General features: G+C 70.5%; 30 protein-coding genes. 13 read left to right on the forward strand and 17 right to left on the reverse strand.

Annotation, left to right across the window (positions count from 1 at the left end; genetic code table 11):
- Positions 1-131 precede the first annotated feature (131 nt).
- The 3 genes from lexA to IEZ11_RS43635 are packed head-to-tail and all read right to left on the reverse strand — an operon-like array spanning position 132 to position 2111.
- The gene (gene lexA / locus IEZ11_RS43625) at positions 132-803 is read right to left on the reverse strand and encodes a transcriptional repressor LexA (RefSeq protein WP_189268636.1); all 672 of its coding nucleotides are present in this window, start codon (positions 801-803) and stop codon (positions 132-134) included.
- Positions 804-844: 41 nt separating this feature from the next.
- A complete protein-coding gene (locus IEZ11_RS43630) occupies positions 845-1186 on the reverse strand; it encodes a hypothetical protein (protein WP_189268637.1) in 342 nt (113 codons plus the stop codon).
- 49 nt (positions 1187-1235) lie between these two features.
- Positions 1236-2111, reverse strand: a complete 876-nt coding sequence (locus IEZ11_RS43635) for a GNAT family N-acetyltransferase (protein WP_189268638.1) — start codon at positions 2109-2111, stop codon at positions 1236-1238.
- Between the two features lie 211 nt (positions 2112-2322).
- Here IEZ11_RS43635 and IEZ11_RS43640 point away from each other — a divergent pair, with 211 nt between their 5' ends.
- The 6 genes from IEZ11_RS43640 (at position 2323) to IEZ11_RS43665 (ending at position 6780) form a co-directional block, all read left to right on the forward strand.
- A complete protein-coding gene (locus IEZ11_RS43640) occupies positions 2323-2886 on the forward strand; it encodes a hypothetical protein (RefSeq protein WP_189268639.1) in 564 nt (187 codons plus the stop codon).
- A gap of 235 nt (positions 2887-3121) precedes the next feature.
- Entirely contained in the window at positions 3122-3397 is a 276-nt protein-coding gene (locus tag IEZ11_RS43645) for a hypothetical protein (RefSeq protein WP_189268640.1), read from the forward strand.
- A gap of 350 nt (positions 3398-3747) precedes the next feature.
- Positions 3748-4992: a helix-turn-helix domain-containing protein gene (locus IEZ11_RS43650; protein WP_189268641.1), complete on the forward strand. Its 1245-nt coding sequence runs from the start codon at positions 3748-3750 to the stop codon at positions 4990-4992.
- A gap of 312 nt (positions 4993-5304) precedes the next feature.
- Positions 5305-5700, forward strand: coding sequence for a hypothetical protein (locus IEZ11_RS43655; RefSeq protein ID WP_189268642.1), 396 nt, complete (start codon positions 5305-5307; stop codon positions 5698-5700).
- Positions 5697-6047: a DUF6415 family natural product biosynthesis protein gene (locus IEZ11_RS43660; RefSeq protein WP_189268643.1), complete on the forward strand. Its 351-nt coding sequence runs from the start codon at positions 5697-5699 to the stop codon at positions 6045-6047. Before IEZ11_RS43655 ends, IEZ11_RS43660 begins: the two co-directional genes overlap by 4 nt.
- 226 nt (positions 6048-6273) lie before the next feature.
- On the forward strand, positions 6274-6780 hold the full coding sequence (locus IEZ11_RS43665) for a hypothetical protein (RefSeq protein ID WP_229713730.1): 507 nt from the start codon (positions 6274-6276) through the stop codon (positions 6778-6780).
- Here IEZ11_RS43665 and IEZ11_RS43670 read toward each other — a convergent pair.
- Positions 6740-7000, reverse strand: coding sequence for a peptide deformylase (locus IEZ11_RS43670; protein WP_229713731.1), 261 nt, complete (start codon positions 6998-7000; stop codon positions 6740-6742). The genes IEZ11_RS43665 and IEZ11_RS43670 overlap by 41 nt on opposite strands.
- Before the next feature lie 385 nt (positions 7001-7385).
- Here IEZ11_RS43670 and IEZ11_RS43675 point away from each other — a divergent pair, with 385 nt between their 5' ends.
- The gene (locus IEZ11_RS43675; RefSeq protein WP_189268644.1) at positions 7386-8237 is read left to right on the forward strand and encodes a methyltransferase domain-containing protein; all 852 of its coding nucleotides are present in this window, start codon (positions 7386-7388) and stop codon (positions 8235-8237) included.
- Positions 8234-9151, forward strand: coding sequence for an IS5 family transposase (locus IEZ11_RS43680; RefSeq protein ID WP_189268645.1), 918 nt, complete (start codon positions 8234-8236; stop codon positions 9149-9151). The genes IEZ11_RS43675 and IEZ11_RS43680 overlap by 4 nt, the downstream gene beginning before the upstream one ends.
- 10 nt (positions 9152-9161) lie before the next feature.
- Here the strand turns inward: IEZ11_RS43680 and IEZ11_RS43685 are convergent, their stop codons facing one another.
- From IEZ11_RS43685 to IEZ11_RS43735, 11 genes are all read right to left on the reverse strand, one after another.
- Entirely contained in the window at positions 9162-9323 is a 162-nt protein-coding gene (locus tag IEZ11_RS43685; protein WP_189268646.1) for a hypothetical protein, read from the reverse strand.
- Between the two features lie 44 nt (positions 9324-9367).
- Positions 9368-10111 (reverse strand): NUDIX hydrolase, encoded by a 744-nt coding sequence (locus IEZ11_RS43690; protein ID WP_189268647.1) that lies wholly within the window; start codon positions 10109-10111, stop codon positions 9368-9370.
- Positions 10112-10209: 98 nt separating this feature from the next.
- Entirely contained in the window at positions 10210-11382 is a 1173-nt protein-coding gene (locus IEZ11_RS43695) for a GNAT family N-acetyltransferase (RefSeq protein ID WP_189268648.1), read from the reverse strand.
- A 9-nt stretch (positions 11383-11391) separates the two neighbouring features.
- A complete protein-coding gene (locus IEZ11_RS43700) occupies positions 11392-11934 on the reverse strand; it encodes a MaoC family dehydratase (RefSeq protein ID WP_189268649.1) in 543 nt (180 codons plus the stop codon).
- Between the two features lie 11 nt (positions 11935-11945).
- Entirely contained in the window at positions 11946-12797 is an 852-nt protein-coding gene (locus IEZ11_RS43705) for an HpcH/HpaI aldolase/citrate lyase family protein (RefSeq protein WP_229713732.1), read from the reverse strand.
- Positions 12794-13048, reverse strand: a complete 255-nt coding sequence (locus IEZ11_RS43710) for an acyl carrier protein (RefSeq protein WP_189268650.1) — start codon at positions 13046-13048, stop codon at positions 12794-12796. The genes IEZ11_RS43705 and IEZ11_RS43710 overlap by 4 nt, the downstream gene beginning before the upstream one ends.
- Positions 13045-14052 (reverse strand): beta-ketoacyl-ACP synthase III, encoded by a 1008-nt coding sequence (locus tag IEZ11_RS43715; RefSeq protein ID WP_189268651.1) that lies wholly within the window; start codon positions 14050-14052, stop codon positions 13045-13047. The genes IEZ11_RS43710 and IEZ11_RS43715 overlap by 4 nt, the downstream gene beginning before the upstream one ends.
- Complete coding sequence (gene dmpG / locus IEZ11_RS43720; RefSeq protein ID WP_189268652.1) at positions 14049-15077, reverse strand: 4-hydroxy-2-oxovalerate aldolase; 1029 nt, start codon at positions 15075-15077, stop codon at positions 14049-14051. Before dmpG ends, IEZ11_RS43715 begins: the two co-directional genes overlap by 4 nt.
- 5 nt (positions 15078-15082) lie before the next feature.
- The gene (locus tag IEZ11_RS43725; RefSeq protein ID WP_189268653.1) at positions 15083-15952 is read right to left on the reverse strand and encodes an acetylating acetaldehyde dehydrogenase; all 870 of its coding nucleotides are present in this window, start codon (positions 15950-15952) and stop codon (positions 15083-15085) included.
- Positions 15953-15995: 43 nt separating this feature from the next.
- Positions 15996-16904: a 2-keto-4-pentenoate hydratase gene (locus IEZ11_RS43730; protein WP_189268654.1), complete on the reverse strand. Its 909-nt coding sequence runs from the start codon at positions 16902-16904 to the stop codon at positions 15996-15998.
- A 76-nt stretch (positions 16905-16980) separates the two neighbouring features.
- Positions 16981-17697 (reverse strand): PIG-L deacetylase family protein, encoded by a 717-nt coding sequence (locus tag IEZ11_RS43735; RefSeq protein ID WP_189268655.1) that lies wholly within the window; start codon positions 17695-17697, stop codon positions 16981-16983.
- Between the two features lie 225 nt (positions 17698-17922).
- On the opposite strand from IEZ11_RS43735, the gene IEZ11_RS43740 reads away from it, so the two are divergent.
- From IEZ11_RS43740 to IEZ11_RS43750, 3 genes are all read left to right on the forward strand, one after another.
- On the forward strand, positions 17923-19239 hold the full coding sequence (locus IEZ11_RS43740) for an NsdA family TPR-like regulatory protein (RefSeq protein ID WP_229713733.1): 1317 nt from the start codon (positions 17923-17925) through the stop codon (positions 19237-19239).
- A gap of 367 nt (positions 19240-19606) precedes the next feature.
- Positions 19607-21004 (forward strand): NsdA family TPR-like regulatory protein, encoded by a 1398-nt coding sequence (locus tag IEZ11_RS43745; RefSeq protein WP_189268657.1) that lies wholly within the window; start codon positions 19607-19609, stop codon positions 21002-21004.
- Between the two features lie 328 nt (positions 21005-21332).
- Positions 21333-22145 carry a PIN domain-containing protein gene (locus tag IEZ11_RS43750; RefSeq protein ID WP_189268658.1) on the forward strand — a complete coding sequence of 271 codons (813 nt, stop codon included), beginning with the start codon at positions 21333-21335 and terminating at the stop codon, positions 22143-22145.
- 26 nt (positions 22146-22171) lie between these two features.
- Here the strand turns inward: IEZ11_RS43750 and IEZ11_RS43755 are convergent, their stop codons facing one another.
- On the reverse strand, positions 22172-22543 hold the full coding sequence (locus IEZ11_RS43755) for a fic family toxin-antitoxin system, toxin component (protein ID WP_189268659.1): 372 nt from the start codon (positions 22541-22543) through the stop codon (positions 22172-22174).
- Positions 22540-22836 carry a hypothetical protein gene (locus IEZ11_RS43760; protein WP_189268660.1) on the reverse strand — a complete coding sequence of 99 codons (297 nt, stop codon included), beginning with the start codon at positions 22834-22836 and terminating at the stop codon, positions 22540-22542. Before IEZ11_RS43760 ends, IEZ11_RS43755 begins: the two co-directional genes overlap by 4 nt.
- A gap of 164 nt (positions 22837-23000) precedes the next feature.
- On the opposite strand from IEZ11_RS43760, the gene IEZ11_RS43765 reads away from it, so the two are divergent.
- Positions 23001-24638 carry an integrase gene (locus IEZ11_RS43765; protein WP_189268661.1) on the forward strand — a complete coding sequence of 546 codons (1638 nt, stop codon included), beginning with the start codon at positions 23001-23003 and terminating at the stop codon, positions 24636-24638.
- 98 nt (positions 24639-24736) lie between these two features.
- The gene (locus IEZ11_RS43770; RefSeq protein WP_229713734.1) at positions 24737-25171 is read left to right on the forward strand and encodes a hypothetical protein; all 435 of its coding nucleotides are present in this window, start codon (positions 24737-24739) and stop codon (positions 25169-25171) included.
- Positions 25172-25251: the final 80 nt, after the last annotated feature.

Genomic DNA, 25251 nt, shown 5'->3' on the forward strand with positions numbered 1-25251 from the left:
GAAGTGCCCCTGGAAGGGATGTGACTTCGTTAGAAGGCCGGGCCCGCAGCAGGGTGAGGGCGGCGTTCACGGACGCGCGGTATCGGCCCGCTCGTATCCGGGGTGCCGTTGCTGCAAGCGATGCCAGACTCTTACAGCACGCGCAGGACGCCGACGACCTTGCCGAGGATTCGCGCGTCGTCGCCCGGGATCGGGTCGTAGGCAGGATTGCGCGGCATGAGCCAGACCCGGCCGTCCTGCCGGCGCAGCACCTTCACCGTGGCCTCGTCGTCCAGGAGCGCGGCAACGATGTCGCCGTGATCGGCGCTGTCCTGGCGTTTGACGGTGACGATGTCACCGTCGCAGATCGCCGCATCGACCATGGAATCGCCGGAGACGGTCAGGGCGAAGACCTCGCCGTCGCCGACAAGCTGCCGAGGCAGAACGAGCACGTCCTCGAACGTCTCCTCGGCAAGCAGCGGGGCACCGGCGGCGATCGTCCCGACGAGCGGGACCTCGACGGCCGTGTCGCCTCCGCTGCTCAGCTCGGGAGCCCAAGAGGTCCGGACCCGGTAAGCGCGCGGGGTCCGCGGGTCGCGGTAGAGGACGCCCTTATGCTCCAGCGCCGTCAGCTGATGGGCAACCGAGGACGTGCTGGCGAGCCGGACGGCCTGGCCGATCTCCCGCATCGACGGCGGGTAGCCCTGCCGCGCGACCGTCTCCGTGATGTAGCGGACGATCGCCGCCTGGCGGACCGTCAGTTCTCCCCCGGCGGTCCGCGGGCCCGGAGGCCGGCCCCGACGAGGGGTCGTGCTGTCATCCATGCCGACACCTCCGCATCTGTGCAAGATCCGTTGGCGCGACTTTAACCCGCCACCTGTGACAAATGGAACACTCTTTCGGGTTTCGGGTGAGGCGGTTGATAACCCGGAGGCGTCCCGGTGCCGTCGAAGGCGGTGAGCCTGGACGCCCAGTCCTGGATGTGTAGGGGCTCGAAGTGCCAGACGAGATCGCCGATGTAGCGGAACCAGTCCTGCTTCCAGCCGGGCAGGGCCTCCCGCCCGGCGAGGCGGAGGCCGTAACGGTACTTGGTGTCCTCGTCCCAGACCCGGCCGATGCCCTCCTGGCCGTCGGGCCGTACGTACGCCCCGGAGAGCCAGCCGGTGAGAACGGCGTACGGGTCCGGGGCGCGCGTCGCGTAGTTCATCGCGCCACCTTCTGGAGCGGATGCCGTGGGGCTGCGGGCGGCGGGGCGCTCAGCCACGGGGCCAGGCCTGGCTCCCGAGGAAGGCATCGAACATGGCGCGGGCGCGTTCCGGCCCGTAGAGGGTCATCTGCTGCTGCATGAGGGCTTCGATGCGTTCCTTCATCTCGGTGAGCTCCTGCGGAGTGTCCAGGTGCGAGGGGTCGAACGGCTCCTCGACACCGACCACTGCCGGGAACGGCTGTTCCTCGGTCCCGATGTCGTAGGCGCGGACCTCCGGGACGAGCGGCAGCACGATCATGCGGGAGCCCTCCGTCAGGCTGAGCGCGGCGGCGGAGGGCGCGTACAGATTGCCGACCTTCTCCCGCAGGAAGAACCCGACCCTCTCCGGCGGGGAGACGATGAACCCCCACCGCTCGTACATGTTCGCCAGATCGTCGTCCCACACGTAGCCGGTCAGCATCCGGCGGCCGCGCTGGCGCTCGATGTCGGCGGCCGCCGACACCAGCTGTCGGCCGATGCCCTGCCCGCGGGAGGCGGGCGCCACCGCCATGAAGGCCAGATGTGCGGTGACCGCGTTGACCCGGTCGAACATCTTGCGCTGCATGCCAACCTGTTGGGCATGCAGGTTCGGGTGGGCTTTCAGTTCGTCCAGGTGCTCGCCCGGCTTCGAGCCGAGGCTGCCGGCCTGTACGAGCGCGGCGCCCAGCAGGGTGCGGCGCCGCTCGAAGACCAGGATGCGGAACGGCTCGTCGAACCGGGCCGTGTCGACCTTGTTGTCGATGAGCTGGCAGGACACGGCCAGCTGCACCCGGTCCTGTTCGTCCCGGGCCACTTCCGCGAGCAGGTTCCGGACAGCGTCGCCTTCTCCGGCACGAGCCGGGCGTACGCCCGACGTTTCCCCCTTGCGCGCCTTGACCCGCCCCATGTGCGTCTCCTTCGGTGTCGGTGGTGTGCGGCGCTCCGGTGAAGCGGCTCATCGGAGTTGATGCCGTCGGGATTCTCCCGCTCCGGCCGGTGCATGGCGAAATCCTGTGAAAGGTTCCCGCCGGACACGGCAGCTGGCTGGCCCCGGGGCCCCGCGGGGCCTGTGGCCCCACCGGCAAAGTGTCCAATGCTGGACATGTACAGTAGTGGACATGTTGAAGACCTATGCCGTGGTCGTCACCCCGCAGAACCATCCCCCTGCCCTCATCGGTCCGTTCATCGCCGAGAGCAACGCCAAGCGCTACGCCGGGCGGATCGCCGCGTTCGAGAGCCGACGCACGACGAGCGAAGTCGAGGCCTTCGTCGCGGTCGCCCACCCGGGCCGCGAGTACCTGGACCCGCGGGTGCCCACCGACCCCTGGACCCTGGGCAGGCTGATCGACCAAGAGGAAGACCAGGACGTCTTCCCCAGTCTGTACGCCCGCCTGCACGCCCAGCTCGGGGGCGACGTCGCGGAAGATGTGTGGTCGCGGGCCACCGGGTGGGGAGGGAACGAGACCTCAGGCCGCGAGCAGCTCCTTGCCTCGGCCGAGGACTGGCGCACCCAACGCCTCGGTGCCGCTCTGGCGCTCAAGCGCATCGCGGTCGAGCTGTGGAACGACGGCATGGAGAACGTCCAGGACATCCGGCGTGCGACTGGCCTGTCGCGCACCACTGTCTATGAAGCGCTCCGCGGCGCCGGTATCGATCCCGCCGCGCGCGATGCCGAGCAGTAAGGAACAGACCGGCCACCGCCACCAAGAGCAATGAGGTGGCTGAGTGCCGTACGGACAGTGCGGAACGGCGCCCCGCCCCTCCCACGCATTATCCAACCCGGGGCCGGTTGTCAGTGGGGGCTGGCACACTCTCTCTCGACCGCATCGCTCCGGAGGGGACGGCACGCCGCGTATGGAGACGCTCAGGGAGACAGTCACATTCGGCTCCGCCGGCCCCGGAGCAATCGCCTTCGCGATGACGGCCGGTCTGATCTACAGCCCGCGGATGCGCAAGGAACAGGGTCTGTCCAGCGGCCGGGTCTTCCTCGTGGCGTGGGTGCTCGTGCTCACCGCGGTGTCCCTGGCTCCGTGGGCCCTCTCCCACGTCGTCGACGGCCATGCACCCGACGACGTGTTCACCTCTTGGGCCATCGGCTTCCCGATCGGCATCGTCCTCGGCTCCTTTGGCGGGATCCTGTGGACCCGCTCCGCCCTCAAGGCGCACTTCCCCGAACGGTACGGACAGCGATAAGCGCACACCGCAGGACGGAGGCCGTCACCCCCAGATCGGGGTGACGGCCTCCGCACGTGCCGACTGGAGTCACCTGGACTGGATCCACCAGTACAGGGAACCCCCGACTGCGGTCCCGACTCCGCCGACCACGCCGAGCACGAATCGCCAGGCAAGCGGCTTACTGCGCCGGACTACTCGGGCGGGCAGACCATGCCCGCGGACGACAGGAATCGGTGTTGCCCCGGGCGCTGGACTTTGTGACGAGCCCAATCCGGGTGTGAGTACGCCGAACGGTGCCTCGCTTCCCAAGGGAAGCGAGGCACCGTTCGGCGTACCGTTCCGAGTGTCGAGTCAGAACGGAGCCCAGTATGCCTCTCTCCAGTGACGAGCACATCGGGACACGTGTACGGATCGCCAGAAACGCCGCAGGACTCACGCAAGTTGAGCTTGCCGATTTCGTGAACCACACCGAAGGGTGGATGGCGAACGTCGAGTCGGGCCGCCAGCCCCTCGACCGGTACTCGGTGATCACCGCGATTGCCGACCGGTGCGACGTGGATGTTGTCTGGCTTCTCGGCCAGCCCTACCGTCTCCAGCGCAACGAGGGCAATCTCGCCCATGCCCACATTCCAGCACTGCGTACCGGCCTGCGCCGGGCCGGACTGATCCTGTCCGGACACCCCGGTCTGAGCCCGCAAGGTCCGCAGGTGGAGCTCGACGCCCTGCGGGTCCGCTCCCGCAACACCAACGTCGCGCGCCAGGCGGCCGACCTGCCCAAGGTCGCAACTCTGCTGCCCCCGACGGTGGAGGACCTCAACACCGCGCTGCTCGTCGCCGACGAGCGGAGCCGCGAGGACGTCCTGCGCCTCCTGGTCGACGCGGCCCGCACCGCACGGATGGCGTTGAACCAGCTGGGCTACCCGGATCTGGCGTGGATCGCTGCCGAGGTCGCGGCCGGCGCCGCCGCGCAGCTGGACGACCCGGTCGTCAAGGCCTCGGTGGCGTGGGACCGATGCGGGGCCCTGCTTCATCAGGCGAGCTTGCGGGAGACGGTGGCGGTCGCCGATGCCGCGCTGCAGGACCTGGAGCCGTACACGTCGGGTCGCGCGACCCAGGATGCGGCGGTCTCCCTGCGGGGCGCTCTCCACTTGCGGTGCGCCATCGCTCACGCGCGCGGCAACCAGCAGACGGACGCCTGGGCCCGGATCGACGCGGCCCTCGACGACGCCGACCGGCTCGGCGACCGCTGGTACGACGTCGATGCGCACACCGTGTTCGGCCGGGGCACCGTGGCCGTGCACGCGGCGGAGGCCGGCGTCGAGGTCGACCAGCCCGACACGGGCCTGCGGAAGGTGCCGAACGTCAACGTCGGCGACGTCCCCAGCCGCGAACGGCGCACGCACTTCGCCATCGATGAGGCACGTGCCCTGCATCGCATGGGCAGGAGCGGGAGCGCGGTCACGAAGCTGAGGGCGGCCGCGGCGGAGGCACCGTTCTATGTGCACTCGGACCCCATGGCCAGGGCTCTTGTCAGTGACCTCGCCCGGGTCGGCGTCCCCTCCCAGGCCGGCGCGCTCTCCGGGCTCATCCGCCACATGGAGCTGGTGCACTGACCCGTCGTCACCCGTTGCTGAAACGCCCCCTAGAAAATCTAGGGGGCGCGGTGCGTTCCGGGCTCCATCCTCGTGATCGTCACGATCCGTACCTAGGTGATCACTTGGGGGTGTCGGCCGATGGAGCCGATCAACACCCGCGCTCCGGCTGCTGCCGCTCGCGCCTACGTCCAACTCGGCTGGCCGGTGTCGTTAGGCCACCGCCTACGCCCTCGCCAGGGCTGCACCTGCGAGAACCGAGACTGCCCGACCCCGGGCGCCCATCCGGTGGTTTCTCCCGGTCCCCGGCTCGTCGAGGCCTCGGTCGAGGAGATGCTGCAGTCAACGCCCGGGGGCTCGCTCATCGCGTCCACCACCCACTTCGACGCCGTGCTGATGCCCTTCCGGGTCGGGATGGTGGCCATGCTGCAGCTCGACCGGATTGGTCGGGTCCCGTGCCTGGTCACGCACGGGAGGACCGCGGCTCTGCTGGTGCTGCCGGCAACAGGGCGGTACGCGGCCGTCCATGACGGGGTCGAGGTTCGGACGGGCCCCGAAGGGTGGATCGCCCTCCCGCCGAGCAACGGCGCCATCTGGGACACACAGCCCTGGGTCGAGTCGACGAACACCCCGCACCCCCTCATGCACGGTGAGGACGTCGGCCGCGAGGTGACGGCCGCGTACAGGATGGCCATAGGGACCTCGGAAACCGAGGGGGCCCTGCGGTGACCGCGACGACGCCCCGGCCCGCGGACGCAATCGACATCGCCACGATCCGGGCGACGTGCGAGCGCGTGCTCTGGAGCCCAAGCCGGTTTTCCACAGAAGAGACCGAACGCCTGAACAGCCTGGTCCTCGGGCACATCCAGCTGCTCGTGCCTGAGCTGAGCTCGGTCACCTCCCACCTCTCGGCGGACGACCAAGACGTCGCGGCGCACGTCCTGGCAGAGACCGAACGACGCCTGCAGCTCCCGAGGAACACACCCACCTACCTCTGGGACATGGCTGTCCAGTGCAGGGCCATCGTGACTCTGTACGACTGGGCCAAGTGCGCCCCGGAACCGTCCCCAGTCTGACCACCACCCAGACAGCCCGATGCCTTTCCCCCGAGGGCACGGGCCGCCAGGAGCCCCCCGGCCGGTCGCCCACCCGACCCGGCTGGGGGCTCCGCCACGTTCGGGCCGCATACTTCGACGCGAGAGAGGCCGCGGGCACCGCGCGGGGGAACTGCAAGGAGAAGACGTTGTCGAAGCTGACCCTCGTTGATCTGACCGACCTTCCGACCAGGCCCGCGCCGCGATCGTGTTCACCGCGGCCGGCATCGACGCCTGCCTGCGCACCCTCCTGCGCGACTCCCTGCCGACCCTGCTGGCCACGCCCGGCGACGCGCACTTCCTGGCCAACCGCCTCACCGGCGAGCTGACGAAGGCCACCAAGACCGCCGTCACCGACATCGACCCGCGCTCCGCCCTGATCGACCTCTACGTCGAGGACCTGACCGGCTCCAGTATCCAGGGCGCCAAGGACTTGACCCGCTGCCGCAATGCCCTCGGCCTCAAGAAGGACCCCGCCCTCGACGACGCGATACTCACCGGCCACCAGCCGTTTTTCAACGCCCGCCACGAAGTCGTCCACGAACTCGACCTCGTCGACCCCTCCGGCAAGGGCACCCGCGGGCGCCGGCACCGCGACCTGGCGGCCGTCGGCGCGCAGTGCGACGGCGCCCTGCAGTTGATGCACGCCTTCATCGCGCCCACCGCCCGCACCGTCAAGGCCGCCCGCCGTACCACGGGAGGGAGTACCCCGTGACGGCCGGTACGGTTCGCGGCTGAGCAGCTCGGCGTCGTGGCGGCAGGTCAGGAGTCGTATGCCCAGCTCCGGCCGGTCTGCCGGTACTGCTCGACGGGGAGGGCTCGACACCGGGGCGCATCCGGCTCCGATACAGCAGACCGTTGAGGTGGTCGATCTCGTGGGCGATGAGCCGGGCGAGGCCTCGTTCATACGCGGTGGTGACGGTGGTGCCGTCCAAAGCTGTGGTCTCGATGGTGATGCGCAGCGGGCGGGAACCGCGAGCAGCCTATGAGCCGCGCCCCCCGATGCCGTGTCCGCGGGGTGCGGCGCCGGACCGGCGGTACGGGCTCGGCGCCGCGGGCTAGGACGTGTCTCTCAACTTCGTTGGGGCATCAGGGGCTTCGCCGATGCTCGTAGACTCATGACGTGGCATTCATGAGCACCCCGCACTGCTGCTTCCTGTGATCGGAAGACACCGAGGGCGATGCCGGACGGCGTCGCCCTCCTTGGTGTGCCTGCCGCATGAACCACGCTCCCGACGCTGCCCGTTCCTTCCCGAGGCAGTCACGCTCCGAGCACGCGCAGGCACGGTCTCTTCCCCTCACCGTTGCCAGGAGTGCCTCGTGCCCGTGTCGCTTCCCCCTGCCCTCGAACTCTCCCTCGGCCTGCTGCGCTGCCCAACGTGCCGCACGCGCCAGCTGCACCCCGACCGCGGCGCACTGCGCTGCCCGGTAGGCCACACCTTCGACATCGCCCGCCACGGCTACGCCGGCCTGCTGACGGGCACCCGCGCCACCAGCGGCGACGACGCGGCCATGGTCCAAGCCCGGAACCGGTTCCTGTCCACCGGTACCTACGCGCCCATCCGCAACGTCGGGGCCCGCCTGGCGGCCGACGCTGCCGCTGACCAGGCCACGGTCGTGGACGTGGGGTGCGGCACGGGCTACTACCTGGCCGGCGTACTCGACCATCTGCCCGGCGCCCGTGGACTGGGTCTGGACACGTCGGTGCGCGCACTGCGCTCGGCAGCCCGAGCCCACGACCGAGCTGCGGCGGTGGCCTGGGACGTCTTCCGCACCTTCCCGCTGGCCGACGGGGTGGCCGATGTCGTGCTCGACGTGTTCGCCCCGCGCAACCCGGCCGAGTTCCACCGCGTGCTGCGTCCGACTGGCCGGTTGATCGTGGTCCGTCCCACCGGGCGGCACCTGGCCGAGCTGCGCGACCGGCTGCCCGCGATGGTCACGATCGACCCGGCCAAGGAAGAGCGCCTGCACCGGGCGCTGGCCCCACTCTTCGAGGGCACCGTCACCGAACAAGTGGAGTACACCGCACCCTTGACCAGGCTGGATGCCCTGGACCTGGTGGCGATGACACCGAGCGCACGCCACGTGAGCCGTGCAGACCTCAACGATGACGGCCTCCTGCCCGATGAGGTCACCGTCTCCGTGCTGGCCACCGCCTACCAGCCTCGGTGACCACGTGCGGGCGCATACGCCTGCTGACCGACGAGCAGTGGGCGCGTCTGTCGCCCTGCCTTCCCCGCAACACGGGGAAGGCAGGGCGGCCGTTCGCCGATCACCGCCGCATCGTCGAAGGGATCATCTACCGATATCGCACCGGAATCCCCTGGAGAGACCTGCCCCGCGAAGCGTTCGGTCCCTGGCAGACGGTGTGGAAGCGCCATCGCAGGTGGGCAGCGGACGGCACCTGGGACACGGTCCTGGCGCAGCTGACCGCCCAGGCGGACTCGACCGGCGGGATCGACTGGACGGTCTCGGTCGACTCAACGATCAACCGGGCCCACCAGCACGCCACGAACACGGCCCGGCCGGAGAAGGACACCGGCGCCGCCACCCGCCGAAGCAAGAGCGAAGCCCCTGCGACCCTGTGTGAGCCGGCGAGCCACGCGATAGGCCGGTCACGCGGCGGCCTGACGACCAAGATCCATCACGCCGTGGACGGCAACGGCCGTCCGCTGGCCGTCGTTGTTACTCCGGGCCAGGTCCACGACGCGCAGGTCTTCCCCCTCGTGCTGGGCGACATCCGGGTCCCGCGACTCGGCCGCGGCAGGCCGCGCACTACACCGGACGCTCTGCTCGCAGATAAGGCGTACGCCTCCCAGCAGATCCGCGCAGACCTCGCGTCCCGAGGTGTCCGAGCGGTGATCCCCGAACGCGCCGATCAGCAGGCCAACCGTAAGAGAAAGGGCCGCAGCGGCGGACGACCCCGCACCTTGGACGCCGAGACCTACAAGCGCAGGAACATCGTGGAACGATCTTTTAGCCTGCTCAAGCAGTGGCGGGGGCTGGCCACGCGTTATGACAAGCTCGCGATCGTCTATCGCTCAGCAGCCGTGTTGGCTGCGGTCATCACCTGGCTACGAAGTTGAGAGACACGGCCTAGCTGCTCTTCATCCAGTCCAGCAGCCGGAATGCCCGGTCGCTGTTCTCGCGGGGCGCGTACAGCGCAGTGAAGAGCACTACGCCGATGAAGGTCAGTTGGGCAGCGAGCACTGTCCCGGCCATGTCGGTGCCTTCCGCGCAGTGGTCTGCGGTGTCCATCAGCATCCTTCCTTTAGTTGAGTCTTCTTCCCCACGACGTGCGGCTACAGGAGTATCCGTGCGTACCGGCCGACGAGGGGTTCGAGGTAGTCGGCGTGCGGGCCATCGAGGGCCTTGAGGTCGGCCGGGCTGTGGACGAACGTGATCTGTTCGAGTTCGGGGGCCTGGCCGACGGCGGTGGCGGCGGAGACGACTGCGGCGAACCGCTCGTGGAGAACGGTCGCAGGCTGGGGCGGGGCGGCGAAGTGGATGCCGATGTTGCCGTGATCGCCGCGGGTGACGGCCCACAGCGTCAGGTCGTCGGGAGCGGTGTCGACGCCGAGTTCTTCCAGGAGTTCGCGTGCTGCGTTGTGGCGCAGTGCCGCGGCGTCCAGGGGCTGGCCGGCGTCGGGGTGCTCGACCGATCCGCCGGGCAGGTGCCAGCGGCCGGGGTGGGCGGTGGCGGTCGACATCCGGGCGACCAGCAAGGCGCCGTCGGCGGTGGGCTGGAGGACGTCGACGAACAGGGACGGCAGGGCGGTGGCGCCGGGCACCCGGCGCAGGGCGAAGTTGCGGTACGACACCCGGCACCAGCCGAGGAGGAGTTCGTGCGGGTGCGGCTGGGTGAGGCTGGTGCAGGCGACGACGGGGCCGTCGAAGAGGGCGGAGTTGTTGCTGGCCAGTTCGTCCCAGACGCGGTCGCGTGCCGCTCGGTGTTCAACGGACAGATGCGGCGGTGGCTCTTCGAAGAGGCGGAGCTCGGTGGCCTCGATGACGTCAACGGGTGGGTGCGTTGAGGGTTGGGTCACCGCCGCAGGCTGTCACACAGGACACCCTGTTCACACGGGGTTGTCAGTTTCGTTAGGGAAGTCGAACCCGGCGTGGTGCTTCCTGACCGGGTGATGGTTCAGAAGTGCTCGGCGCACCAGAGTTCGTGTTCGGTGGTGCTGCGGATGAAGGCAGTCAGGCTCTGTTCGTCGGTGGCGTGGATTCCCGCCATGCGGGCGGCGGCGGTACTGCGGTAGCCGCCGGCGTACCAGAGGGTGGCCTGGCGGCGGTTGACGGTCACCCGGGGCTCGGTGCGGGTGGGCTGGAGTTCGGCGGCGCCGTGCGCGATCTTCAGGAGGTAGCGCTCGGTGGTGCCGTCGCCCTGGTCGACGCCAATGGGGAGGGTGGTGTCCAGGTCGGCGGGCCAGCCGCGGAGCCGTACGGCTCCGGGCAGGTCGAGGATGCGCAGCATCCAGGGGTGCCAGGACTCGGCGGTGGCGCTGCCGTAGCGGTGGAGGCCGTGGAGGAGCAGCGGATGGGGCGGGAGGCTGGTGCGGTGGAAGCCGATGGTGGCGATCCGGGTGTTGTGGCGGCCGAGGAAGGCGAGCATCGCGGAACCGGCGATGTCGTCTTCGGCCCAGAAGTCGTGGACGTCCAGGTGCGCGCCGTGTCGCTCGTGCTGGCGGGTGGCCAGTGACAGGTAGCCGGCCGTGGGCTGGCCGGGGCGGTTGAACCGGTAGAAGGTCAGGTCGTGCTGGCGCTGCTTGTGGGTGGTCCACCACGGGGGTCGCAGGAGCGTGCCGTTCCAGCGCGGGGCGAGGCGCCGCTGGAGTTCCTCGCTGCCCGGGGTGAGGCCGTGCTCGATGTCGAAGTCGCCGGGGGCGAAGTCGCGTTTGAGGGCGTCGGCGGGCACGGACCAGGAGAACACCGGGGTGGGTGCCTCCCAGCCCATGCGGCGTGCGTAGCCGTTGGAGGACGTCCACAGGGTGGCGAGGACGGCGCCCTGCTCGGCAAGGGGGCGGATCCTCTCGTTGAGCATGCGGACGGTCAGGCGGTCGCCGCGGTATTCCGGGGCGACGCATCCCGAGCCGACGCAGGCGCTGGGGACCGGACGGCCACCGAAGTGCTGTGCGATGAGCATGCCCAGCCCGCCGGCGATGACCCGGCCGCCGTGGAGGGCGACGCGGATGTCGGCGTGTCCGGCAAGCTGGCTGATGTCGTCGACCCGGCGCCCGAAGGCCCGGGTGGCGAGGGTGTCGTACTCGGTCAGGAGGTCCTCGTCGGCGGGGACGACGGTGATGGCCTCACCCATGAGCTGCTCCTAGTAGGTGGTGGCGTCGCGGACGGCGGAGGCGTCGGCGGGGACGAAGAAGGTCCGCTGGAAGACGATGACCCTCTGGCGGTCCTGGTTGAAGCCGCTGATCTTGCAGGTGACGACGCCGTACTCGGGACGGCTCTGGGACTGCCGGGCTTCGGTGATCTCCGTCTCGGCGTAGAGGGTGTCGCCGACGAACACCGGGTGAACGAGGCGCAGTCCGTCCAGCGCGAGGTTGGCGGTGGTCAGCCCGCTGGTGCTGCGGACACTGGCGCCCATGACGATCCCGAGAGTGACCATGCCGCAGACCAGCACCCGGTCCCTGCCGAGGTGCTCGCAGAATGTGATGTCGGAGTGGATCGGTGCCACGTTGCCGGTCAGGGCGAGGTTGAGGACGTGGTCGGTCTCGGTGACCGTCCGTCCGGGCCGGTGCTCGAAGATGCGGCCGACGACGAAGTCGCCGAGTCCGGCTCCGACGTTCTCCCGGAAGCGGCCCTCGCCGACCTCCCGGTAGCCCTGCGGGGTCGTGATGGCAGTGCTGCTGTTCATTGAGGGCTCCTTCAGCTGCGAGAGGCGGCGGCCCGGTCGACGACGGCCTGGGCGGCGGTGAGCAAAGGCGGGCCGACCATCTGGCCGCCGACCGTGGTCACGGCCGCCGAAGCTTCGTGGCCGGCGGCGACCACGGCCTGTGCCGCGGCAACCTCTTCTGCGGACGGGGTGAACGCGCGGGTGATGACCGGGATCTGCCGGGGGTGAACGGCGCCCTTGCCCTGGAAGCCGAGGGAGCGGGCGCGCTCGGCCTCCCGGTGGAGGCCGTCGAGGTCCTGGACGTCGAAGTAGGGGCTGTCGATCGCCGGGATGCCGGCGGCTCCGGCGGTGTTGGCCACGGCGGACCGCGCGTACAGCAGGGCCTCCCAGGTGCGGGCGCAGCCGGTGAGGGCGGCGTAGTCGGCCGCCCCGAACAGCAGGCCGCCGAGCCGGTCGGCCTTCACGATCGCGGGCAACCGGTCGATGGCGCGGGGGGTTTCGATCAGCGCGTAGAGGACGGGGGCGTGTCCGCCGGTGTCCAGGGCGCCGGCGACGACCTCGATGTCGCGGGCGGACTCCACCTTCGAGACCAGGACGATGCCCGGCTGGCAGGGGTAGCCGGTGATGGCCGCGAGGTCATGTACGCCGTCGGCGGTGACGGGCGCGTTCACGCGCAGTCCCAGCACCGGCCCGCCGTCGGCCGCCGGGTACAGGAAGCGGGCGGCGCTCGCCCGGGCGGCCGCCTTGTCGGCGAGGGCGACGGAGTCCTCCAAGTCCGCCAGGGCGACGTCGGCCCCGCACGACGTGGCCTTCTCGAACCGGTCGGCGTTCAGCGCGGGGGTGATCAGCCAGGCCCTCAGTGGCTGCGGTGCGGGCCGGTTCACCGCTGCTCCTGCCCGGTGAGCTGCTGCTCGACCAGCGTGCTCAGGGCTCCGACGGTGGCGGCCTTGTTGAGGACGTCGTCGCCGAGGCGGAAGCCGAGCCGCTCGGGCAGCAGTTCGGCGAGTTCGGCGAGCGCGAGGGAGTCGAGGCCGGCGTCGTTGAGGCTGGCGTCCGGGCGCAGGTTGTCCTCGCCGATGCCCAGGTCCTCGACGAGGATCCGGACCAGCTGCGGGTTTGTGGCGTTCGTGGTCATGTGCGCTCCATGGGGGTGTCGTGGGCCGGGTGGGCGGCCGGTTTGAGGTCGGGCCAGGTGAGGGTGGTGGCGCCCCAGGTCAGTCCGGCGCCGAACGCGGTCAGGCAGACGCGGTGCCCGCGCTGGAGGGTGCCGTCCGCGGAGGCCTGGGCCAGGGCGAGGGGGATGGAGGCGGCACCGGTGTTGCCGACGTACTCGATGTTCTGCACCCGCCGGTCGGCGTCGATCGCCAGGTGGCGGCCGACGGCGGCGGTGATGCGGGCGTTGGCCTGGTGGGGGACGATCCGGTCGACGTCCGCGAGGCGCCAGCGCGCGAGCTGGACCGCCTGGCGGGTGACGGCGGACATCCGGTCGACGGCGTGCCGGAACAGGTCCGGTCCCTGCATCTGCATGTGCCCGCCGTGCGGGACGACCAGGAGGTCGCGGTGGGCGCCGTCGCTGCCCAGCACCATCGGTCCGAGCGCGCCGGGCTCGGTGGCGGTGCCGGAGCGGAGCACGACGGCACCGGCGCCGTCGGCGAACAGCGGCCGGGTGGTGCGGTCGTCGGCGGCCGGCAACTGGGACATGCGGTCCGCGCCGACGACCAGGACCGTGCGGGCCGTGCGGGTGGTGATGAGTCCGGCGGCGGTGGCCAGGGCGTACACGAACCCGGTACACACGGCGGCGACGTCGAAGGCCGCCGTGCCGGTGAGGCCGAGGAGGGCGGCCACCGACGGGGCGGTGGCGGGCATCAGGTGGTCGGGGGTGGTGGTGGCGAGCACCACGGCGTCGACGTCGGTGCTGCCGGTGGACTCCAGCGCCCGGGCGGCCGCGGCGACCGCGAGGTCCGCGGTGGACACCTCGGCGGCCGCGATGCGCCGCTCCCGGATCCCGGTCCGGGAGCGGATCCACTCGTCGGTCGTGTCCAGCCCGGCGCACAGCTCGTCGTTCCGCACCACGCGGGGCGGGAGCACGGCACCGAGCCCGCAGAGCACGGCGGCCTGGCTCGCCTGGGGGGTGGTCATACTCCCGCCTGGGGCTTCAGTCGGAGCGCGGTCTCGGCGATCAGGTCTTCCTGCCCGGCGACGACACCCCGCTGCCCGAGCGCGAAGAACAGGTCGACCGGATCGACCTGCTCGCGTTCGGCAGCCTGAAGGACCGGCTTCTTGAAACCGGAGAACACCCCGGCCAGTCCGCTGACCAGGCTCACCGAGTCGATGATCGGAGGGGCGGGCATCAGCTTCTCGTGGGCGATGTCCGCCGCGTGCAGCAGGGCCTTGAGGCCGATACCGGTGGCGTAGCCCAGACGCTCCAGGACCGCGACGACGACTTCCAGCTGGGTGTTGCCGGCGCCAGCGCCGAAGCCGCGCGCGCAGCCGTCGATGACGGTCGCGCCCGCGGCGACCGCGGCAACCGAGTTGGCGACGGCCATGCCGAGGTTGTTGTGCCCGTGGAAGATGACGGGCACGCCGACCGCCGCGGCGATCGCGCTGATCCGCTCGGTCACGTCCGCGGGGAGGTAGTGGCCGGCGGAGTCCATGATGCCGACCGCCTGCGCTCCCCACCCGGCCATCAGGGCGCACTGCTCGGCGAGTTGGGCGGGGCTGGCCATGTGGCTCATGAGCAGCACGGCCTGCGCCTCGACTCCCATCTCGCGCAGCTCGCCCAGGTGCCGTTCGGTGATGTCGGCCTCGGTGCAGTGCGCGCCGATCCGGGCGACGTCCGCGCCGCGCGCGACCGCGTTGCGCAGGTCGTCGGAGGTTCCCCAGCCCGGGACCATGAATACGGCCATCTTGCTGTGGGTGAGGGCGTCGCGGACGGTGCTGAGCATCTCGTCGTCGCTGAGGCGGGCCCGGCCGATCTGGAGCGACGACGCCCCTAAGCCGTTGCCGTGTCCGACCTCCACCACGGGGACGCCGGCCGCGTCGGCGGCCGCCGCGTAGGCGCGCAGCTGCGCGGCGTCGAGCTGGTGGCGTGCGGCGTGGTGGCCGTCGCGCAGGGTCGGGTCGTAGATGAGGACCCGGGCGGGTGCGGTGGGTGTGTGGGTCATGGTGGTCACAGGGCCTTTCCGGTGGCGCGCTGCTCGGCAAGGAGGACGGCGGCGGCGTTGATGATGTGGAGGTTCCCGGCGTGGTCGGGCAGCCGGGTGCCGGTGGCGGTCACCTCGGCGGCCACCGTGGCCTGGCCGTCGGTGACGTGGCAGGAGGTGAGGGTGAAGCCGGGGGTGCACCACGCCTGCGCCTGCTGTTCGGCGTCCTTGAGCGCGGCGTGGACGCGGGCCGGGTCCAGGCCGGGTGCCTGGACGGTCATCGCGACCCGGAACGGCGGCGGCGGGGTGGCGGGGCTGATGTTGACGAGGACCTTGGCCTGCGCGGCGCCGGTGAACGTGCGGATCGCGGCCTGGGTGGTGGCGATGTACTCGTCCAGGTTGATGCGGGTCGCCCGGCCCACCGTGGGGCTGGCGACGGTGGTGACCACCTCGATGTACGTGGCCGTCACGTCGCGGGTGATGGCGTGCAGGAGTGGGATGGAGGCCTGCCCGCCGCAGCTGATCAGGTTGATGTGGCCGTAGTCCGGGGCGTCGGCGCCGTTGACGGCCGGCACCACCGGGATGCCGAGGCTGCTCGGGGTGAGGTCGACCAGCAGCGGTGCCGCTCCCGACAGGGCGGACCAGTGCGTGGTGTGGGCGGCGGCGGACGTCGCGTCGAAGACGACGTCGAAGGGCCCGGCACCGACCAGGGCCATCACCCCGCCCGCCGAGGTCGCGCATCCAAGGGCTGCCGCGCGGCGCAGGCCCAGCGTCTTGGGGTCGCGTCCGACGACCAGGCCGCAGTCCAGGTGCGGCGAGGCCTGGATCTTCTCGACCAGGTCGAGGCCGATCAGCCCGGCCCCCAGGACCGCGACGTTCAGTGAGTTGGTGGTCATGATCACCGTTCCTCGAAAGTGGTGGTGTGCAGAGGTGTCCGGGTCACATGGTCCGGACGCTGACGGGCGGCAGGTGGGGCGAGCTGGCCTCGATCACGGTGCCGGGGTGCAGTGGGAGGCTGGCGTGCACGGCGCCCGCCAGGACCAGGTCGCCGCGGCGCAGGCCGGCGCCGTGGCGGCCGAGCTGCCTCACCAGCCACACCACGGAGCTGAGCGGGCCGCCGAGAACCGCGGAGCCGGGCGCGCGCACCACGACCTCGTCGTCCACGCGGACGGTGATCTCCTCGGCGTCGAGGTCGAGACCGGCGTGCAGCGGGATCGCCTGGCCCGGTACGGCTCGGGCCGCGGCGGCGTTGTCCGCGACGCTGTCCTGGAGCGTCATCCGCCAGTCCCCGTACCGGGTGTCGATCACTTCCAGGGCGAGGAGCACCTCGCCGACCGCTGCCTGGACCGTGTGCGCGTCGGCGTCGGGGCCGTGCAGGTCCGCGCCGAGACGGAAGGCGATCTCCGCCTCCACCCGGGGCATCACGAGCTGGCCCAAGGACAGGGTGCTGCCGCTGGGCAGGAGCATGTCGTCGAGCAGGACACCGGAGTCGGGCTGGTACACCCCGATCTGCCGCTGCATGGCCAGCGAGGTCAGCCCGACCTTGTGCCCGGCGATCCGGGCGCCGTGGGCCAGCCGCTGCTGGACGTTGGTCCACTGGATCCGGTAGGCGTCATCGAGGGTCAGGCCGGGGCGGCGGCGGGTGAGGTGCTCGATCGTCGTACGGGAGCGTTCGGCCGCCAGCAGGTCGCTCGCCGCCGCGGTCAGTCCGGCGTCCTGGAGCCGGCCGGGAGAGGTGAAGACCGCTAGGGCTCCGAATACCGGAGGCCAGTCGCGTCCTTCGGCGCCGCCGGGCGGGCAGTGGCCCGGTACGGGCGAATCGGCGGTGGGAGGGTGAGGCGTCGTCATGCGTGCGCTCCTCTGCGGAGTTCGGGGAGGACCGAGGGGATCGGCGGCCCACTCTCAGGGGCAGCCGACCGGGGGATCAGGCCGAAGGCTGGCCACACGGGGGCGGCCAGGGCAGGGCGCCGAGCCGGAGTACGGCGAAGGCCTCGCGGTGGCTGCCGGTGGTCATCGCGCCGCGGAACCGGGCGAGCGCCACCCCACCCTCGCCGGCGTAGTCCGCCTCCCCCTCCCCCTTGACCTGCGTGGAGTAGCAGGCGAGCGCGGACAGCTTGGCCTCGACGTCCGACGGCTGGAGGCTCTCGAAGAGCGAGGGGACGGATATCGGCGACCAGACCTCGTACCCGAGCACGGTGGCAACCCAGTGCCGTGGCCCGGCATCCGGGTAGCTGCGGCTCGCACCCTTCTCCAGCGCGCGCCGCACCAGGAGGTGGGCCTGCCTGTGATCGTGGGCGGCATCGGCCGCGTGGGGGACGTAGACGACCTCGGGACGGGTCTGCCGCAGGATGCTCAGCACGCTCAGGAACTGCGCCCGGTCCCCCGGGTCGAGACCACCGTCCGGGAGGCGCAGGAAGTGGACGTTGCCGGCGGCCACGCCCAACTTGCCGGCCGCGGACTCGGCTTCACGCTCGCGCACCGGTCCCGCCTGCTGCGGAGCGGTGCCGTGAACGCCCTGCTCTCCCGACGTCAGGAACACGATGTGTACGGTGCGGCCCATCGCGGTGTGATGGGCGATGCTTCCCCCGCACCCGAGCGTCTCGTCATCGGGATGGGGTGCGAAGACCAGGGCATCTGTCACTTATGACCTCGCCGAAGAAGGAGTTGTGACGGGTGGCTTCTGCCTGGCGCTCACGGGCCGGGCGGGCCGGGCGCCGCCGGCCCGTGTCGTCCGGCGGCGGTGCGTTGCACACCCAAGGTTGGGCTCAACTGTTCGATGCAGTCGACAGGTTGAGGGGGGTCCCGCAGGGGGTCCCCTTGCGTCAAGCAGTAACCGTTCATGAACGCTGAGTGCTTGACTGGCGGTGTGGCAGCATCCACCCCGCACCCGCTCGTCCTTGCCCGCCAAGCGGCCGACAAGACGATGGACGAATTCGTGGCCGGCATCCACGCCGCCGCAGGTCGGCGTGGCCTGCACTCCGGTACGGACGAGGCGCGGGTGCGCAAATGGCAGCGCGGCGTCAAACCGAACGCGGAATCCCAGATCTACATCGCCGAGGCCCTGGGCTGGCCCGAAAGTATCGTCCGGGCCGACGACTGGCCGAACTGGCTGCCGCTCACCGCCAACGGGGTCATTCCCTTCGGCCCCCACAGCTCCGTGCCCGCCCTGAGAGAGGCCCTGCTGACCGCCATGGAACGCCGAAATTTCCTGACGATCTCCGGTACCGCGTTGTCCGCCCTGGCCGCGGACTGGGCCGGCGGCTCCCACGACACGCTCGCTCGGGCCCGGGACGGCAAGCAACAGGTCAGCGAGGATCTCGTCGCCTTCCTGGAGTCCTCCACCCGGTACCTGGCCGCTCTCCCTACTGAGCAGCGGCAGCACACTCCGGCTCTGCTGGACGCGCAGCTGGCGACCGTGACCGAACTCCTCGAACACGGTCGCTGCACGGCTGGGCTCAGGCTGCGCCTGCACACCCTCGCGGCCTCCCTGGCCCAGACGACCGGCTGGCATCGCTTCGACCTGGGGCACCACACCGACGCCAGCCAGCTCTGGATCGCCGGTCTGCACAACGCCCACGCGGTCGGTGACCGCGACATGGGCGCCGGCTTCCTGGGCGACCTCGCCTACCAGGCCGCCTGGCGCGGCCAGCACACCACGGCGGCCGACATCCTCGAACACGCCCTGACCCGCGCTGAGAGCCCCGCCGCCCGCTGCCTCCTCCAACTCCGCCTCGCCCGTACCCTCGCCGCACGCCACGACCCCGCCGAACGTCGGGCCGTACTGCGCGCCCTCGCTGCGGCCGAACAGCACCTCAACGACGCGGGCACTGACCGTCCCAGTTGGTGCGCCTGGGTATCGGAGGCCGACGTCGCCGTCGACTCCGGCCAGACGCTCCTCGATCTCGGCGACACCCGCCGCGCCCACCAGCTCATCACCGAGGGCGAACACCTCCTGCCCGCCTCGCGGGACAAGACGAAGGGTGTGTTCCTCACCTACCAGGCCACGAGCTACCTCGACCAGGAAGAACCCGAGCCTGCCGCAGCGGCCGCCACGGAGGCGCTGCTCCTGGCTCGCCGTATCGGCGCCCCCCGCTGCATCAAGCTCGTCGAAAACCTCCTCCCCCGCTTCCAGCCCTACACCCGGACCCAGGGAGTTCCCGAACTCCTTGCCGCCGCCGCGTAACACCGCACACCAGGCACGCCACATCCTGATGCGGGCGGCGGCCGCCGCCCGGGTCGTCTGAAGGCCGACCTGCGCACCGAAGGGACCGCTGGCAACCTTCACGAGGTCCAGGTTCGGCAGCGGACCAGAGGACACCAGGAGGCACTCACGGCGGGGCACAAGCTGATCCACGAGCACCCCTCCCTTTCGAACGGGATTGCGATACCGAAATACAAGACCGGGACTCCAGCCCGCACAGGCTCACAAAGGGGGCTCACAACGGATAACGGCCCCTGTCTGACCGCGCCCGCCACTACGCTCAGTTGCCCTGGCTCGTTCTGATGGGTGGAACATCCAGCCGAATCCGGCCCCTGAGGAGGCATCCGGCATGACGCTCAGTGAGGTCTCGGCTGAGACGGCGAACACGGCCCTGGCCGAGCTGATCGAGACCGCCAAGATCAGCAAGCATGCGCTGGCCCGCCGCGTGAACGCCCTGGCCGAGGAAGCCGGCGAGCCCCGCTCGTACACCCAGACCAGCGTGAAGAACTGGACGCGGGGCATGGTCCCCCGCGAGCCCGTGCCCCGGTTCATAGCCCAGGCACTGGCCGAACGATTAGGCCGGCCCGTCGACCCGGCCGAGATCGGCATGCCCGCCTCCCGCCGGAAGACCGCCGACGTCGGCCTGGACTTTCACCGGGACACCCACACCGCCGTCCACAACGCCTCCCAGTTCTGGAGCACCGTGCACCGCCGTAGCCTCCTCACCGGCGCTTTCGCTCTCGGCGCCTACACCACACCGCTCAGCCGGTGGCTCGCCGTCCCTGAGGACCCGGACGCCTCCCACCCCGGGAACCGCCGCGTCGGCCGCCACGACCTGGACGCACTGTGGGAGGCCGCCGCCCACGCGCAGCGCCAGGACTCCCGGTACGGCGGAGGCACCCGCGAGGCCTCCCAGGTCGACCGCATCCTGCGCGAGCGCGCCGTCCCCCTCCTGCACGGCGGCTACACCGACGCCGTGGGCCGGGAACTGTACGCCGGCACCGCCGAACTCGCGCGCGTCGCCGGGTGGAGCGCACTCGACATGGGGCACCATGCCCTCGCTCAACGCCACTTCATCCAGGCCCTGCGGATGGCGAAAGCCGCAGGCAGCATGAATGTGGGCTGCCACGTCCTGACCAACTTGGCCCTCCAGACGACCCTGCGCGGCTACCCCGACGCGGCCGTGGACATGGCGCAGGGCGCTTTCGAGCGCGCCCGCCACAAGGCGGCCCCCCGAGTCCTCGCGTTCGCCAAGCTGATCGAGGCCCGCGCGCACGCCCGCCTCGGGGACCGCCGTTCCGCCGCGGCCGCCCTCGCCCACTCCGAACGGCTCCTCGAACGTGCGGACACCGTCCCCGGGAACGAGCCCTCATGGATCCGCTACTACACGCCGGCCCGGATGAGTGCCGACGCCGTCGAGATCCACCGCGACCTGAACCTGCCCGACGCCGCTCTGCGGTGGAACGAGCGCGCCACACCCATGTCCGCGACCGACTTCACCCGCTCCGTCGGCCTGCGCATGACCCTAGTAGCCACTGCCCACATCCAGCGCGGCGAACTGGACCGGGCTCTCGCCGACGGACAGCGAGCGATCGTCATCCTCAGCAGCGTGCGCTCCGCCCGCGCCGCCGACTATCTCAGCGATGTCGTACGCACCATGGGGCCATGGCGTCGCGACCCCCGAGTCGCCGGCTTCTCCCAGCGCGCCCATCAGGCCATCGTCCTCAGCACAACGAGGACTTCCTGACCACAACGGACCAGAAGAACCGGGCCGAGCAGGATAGTGGTCTGGCGGTGGCGTGGCGTGAGCGGACGGCGCGCGGTGTGGGCAGGCCGTGCTGGCGTCTCACGGGTCGGCTGCCGTGATGGCTCAGAGCGTCTCCGCCAAACGGAGCCTAAGCTCAGGTCCGTTCGGTTGCGGACGGCCATACCGTGAGGAGCACTGCATGTTGTTGAGGCCCGGCGCCACCTGCGATCAGGCGGTCAAGCTGCTAGAAAGCTTGACCTGGCATGGGCTCACCGACGTTCAGAACGCTGTCCCGTATATCCCCAGGCACGTGCCCGTTGTGCGGGACTTGGAGAGTGACGAAGCAAAGGCCTGGGAGATAGCCATCATCCCGGTGGTACGCCAGTACGACCAATGGACCGCTCAGGCCGCGGCCGAGCTCCTGGAGACGTTCGCCGACCAGGCCGTAGCCGCGCGGCTACGCGGGGAGCGCTACAACGCCATCGTGCACGGCCAGTTCACTCCGGACCGGTGGACATTCTTGATCAACACCGAACTGAACGACCTGCGCACCTACTTCACCGAAATGGCCAATGAACTGCGCCGCGTACAGGACCGGTTCACCGGGCACCGGGTACGAACGGTGGTCCTGGACACCAACGACCTGCTGCACTGCATGCGCTTCGACAAGATTCCCTGGCATCGGCTCTTCGGCCCGGGTACGTCGGTGATGATCCCGCACGTCGTGATCGACGAGATCGACAAGAAGTCGTACGACACCCACGACACCGGCGTCCGGAAGCGGGCCCGTGCAGTCTTCGCGCTCCTGGAGCAGACGCTCGCCCAGATCGAGACGGCCGGCCGTGCCGTCGTCAACAACGGGGAGACCGTCGTCGACGTCCTACTGGACGAGCCCGGGCACGTGCGGCTCCCGAACAACGACGATGAGATCGTCGCCCGCGCCTGCCTTCTGCAGCAGGCCATCGCCCCGGCTCCGGTCACTGTGGTCACCGGGGACAACGGGATGCGGGCACGTGCGCTGTCCTGGGGGCTGAAGGCGAAAGTCCTGAACGAGAAGTACAAGATCGAACGGCTGAGCGCCGCAGAGAAAGCGGACAACGAGCAGGCCATCACCTTCGAGGTACCGGTCGAAGACGAATAGTGGCCGGCCGCCGCGGGCGGGAATCCTCAGCTTGTCGACCAGCTGCGCAGCTGCGCGGCGATCTCCTGCACCCGGGCACCCTTGTGCTTGGCCCGCATGACGAGCGCGAGAGCCTCCTCCGGCTCGTAGTGCAGGACGATGCCGTTGGTGTTGAGGAACGCCTCGGCGACCAGCCAGGCGAAAAACTCGTTCTTCGCTTCGAGCGGTTCGTGGAGCGCGATCGTCTCCAGCATGGCCGCGGCCTTGAGCCAGTCGCTGGCGTACACGTCGCGGCCCATGTAGTGGGCCTGGACCCGGGCGCAGACGGCATCCAGGATGCCCAGGTCGAGACAGGCCGGGTCGCCTGGGAGGGTCTGTGCGATCTGTAGAAGCTCTTGCGGGGTGAGGAACCGGGTCACGCGGCGTGACCGTGACGGACGTCGTGCAGGTCGCGGCTGCTCAGCGGAGCCGGGTCAGGCCACGATGCCGTGCTGGTGCCAGCTGCGGGAGCGTCTTGGGAGGCGAAGACCTCGGCGAGCTGCGGGACACGGTCGCGTGCCTGACCGAGCGCCTTGATGAACGGGTCGGCGGCGGCGGCGAGCGCCGCGTCACGGACGAAGTCCTCGGGGGACTTGCCGACGATGTGGGCGGCCGCCTCGACGCGCTCGTACTCTTCCGGCTCGAAGGGCGGCACCTGTCCGTTCTGGTCCATACGAGCGACGGTACCAGTGGGATCGGCTCCAGCCGAAGGCGTTCGGGCAAGAAGAAAGGGGCAGCGGCCGTTGAACGGCGGGTGCCCCTTTAAGTCTGTGATGACAGTATCACGTGATCGCGGTCGGCCGAGTTCTTTCCGGTGGGCTCGGCTAGGGTGCTGCGATGGCCTCCGCTCCTCCATCTGATCCGTACGCGCGGCACGTGCTGGCCCGTATGTCGGACTTTTTCACCGACGAGGGCACACCATGGGCGCGCCGTCTGTGGGACATAGGTTCGGTCCTGGCCCTCGAAGAGCTCTTCGAGGCCGGGTACTGGCAGGCACACGGGGTGCTGTCGCAGACCGCGTGCGACTGGCAGCGCATCCAGCTCAACGCGCTGGTCGGGCCCGACCGGGGCCTCGGAGACAGGGACCTGCGCAAAGAGCTCACCGGCCTGCTGAAGAACGCACTGCCGGATCCCAGCCCCGCGCGACGCCGCCTCAAGGAGATCATCGGGCACGTCCGGGTCGGCTACCTGGAGCGGTGGGCCGTGGCGGTCAACGTTCCCGTCGAGGAACGTACGAAGCCGGAGCGGTACTCCCGCACGGTGGCCTCCCACCTTCTTGACCTGGGCTACAGCGCGAGTTTCCTCAAGGCCTGGGCGAAAGATCTCTACGACGCGCGTGCCACCACGGCGGACATAGCGGACAGCGCTGCCGCGCTCGCGCGGACGCCGGCCCGCGGGTACGAGGTGCTGGTGGCGCTGGAGAAGGTGCCGCGGCGGGATCTCGCTGAACCGCTGGAACACTGGTACGACAAGGGCAAGGTCATCGCCTGGCTCCGTGAACACGGCCATGACACCGCCGGCGTCCGGCCCGGAGGCGGGTTCGTCTACCGGTTCAACGCGCTGGACGCCTTCAGCGCCGCCGAACAGGCCCGGCAGATGCTGGAGCGGATGACCGCCCGTTCCCAGTTCCTGCGCAAGGACCGAGGCGGAGTCGCGCCCCTCCCCTACATCTGGGTCGCCGGGCATGCGGAGGCCATCCCGCTCGAACCCCCGGCACGGGGCGCCGACGTGTTGACCTTGGTCAACGAGGGGCACCTTTACCAGGTCGCGGGCACCCGCAGCCGGATCGACGACGCCCTGGAGCTCGCGGCCGCGGTCAACCGAGGCCCGATGGCCCCAGCCGTCGCCGGCGCCTGGGCCGCCATCGAATCGCTGCTGACCCACCCGGACGACCCCAAGGGGGACGGCGAGCGGTCCGGGAAAGCCGTAGCGGCCGACCGCATGGCGGCCGTCATCGCCTGCTCGTGGCCCCGGGCCGAACTCACCGCCCTCGCTCACCGGCACAAGCCCCGCACTCAGGACGATCTCGGCCGGAGCATCGCCGCCTGCACCACGAACCAGGAACGCGCCCGTGTCGTCGCCGACGCGCTACGGGCGGGCGGGGCCTCCGCTCTGGACTTCACCCGGGCGCCGACGAAGTACAGCGACCGTCCCGCGGCCCAGCGGATGGCCGACCTGGTGCAGGATCCCCGCCCGGTGCTGGGCGATGTCGCCGGCGCCTTCCGGATCGCGCTGCGGCGTCTGTACCGCACCCGGAACATCATCCTGCACGGCGGCGCCACCCAGGGCGTGGCCCTGGAGGCCTCGCTGCGCACCGCTGCACCGCTGGTCGGCGCGGGCTTGGACCGCATCGTGCACGCGGCGTACGCCGAGGACCTCGATCCCCTCGACCTCGCGGCCCGGGCCGAGGTCGCTCTCCAACTCGTCAACGGGGAGACCGGGCTCTCGGTCGTCGACCTGCTGGAACCCGTCTGACGGCAGGCGCGGAAGCCACCCTCGGCGGCGCCACCTCTTGGAGTGAGCAGTCCCCCGTACGGCGGCCCGGGACACAGGTGCGGCTCTACGATGCCGAGATGGCTTCCTACGCGAAGGACCGTCGCTGCACCGCGATGGCCGAGGCCCTCGTCCCGTTGCTGCGCCGTTCTTGTCCCGAGGATACCGGCGGCTACGGCGGCTCGTACCAGGTGAACCTCGACGATGAGGAGGCCGTCGGCCTGGGCGGGGTTGAACTGATCAGGGCCGCGATGCGCAAGGCGGCACGTCAGCTCGGATGGAAGGTCACCACGATCGGGTGGATCGGCACCCGCTTCGGCACAATGGTCGCCATCCAGGACACCAGGGACGTCCCCGAGGAGTACCGGCCGGTGATCGACGCGGCGATGGAGCAGCGTATGGGTGCGGCGCTGGCCAAAGCGTGGGGCGAGTCGGATGAAGCGCCGGTCGAGCGCGGCTCGGTGGCCCTGATGACGCAGGAATTCCGTGCGGCGGTCGCCGCGGCGGAAGCCTGATGGGACAGGCCTTCGAGGCACATGTTCGGCATGGGAGCGGCCGGCACCCGTATCACGGATGCCGGCCGCTCTCGTTGGAG

The sequence above is a fragment of the Streptomyces fuscichromogenes genome (assembly GCF_014645815.1).
Classification (GTDB): Bacteria; Actinomycetota; Actinomycetes; order Streptomycetales; family Streptomycetaceae; genus Streptomyces; species Streptomyces fuscichromogenes.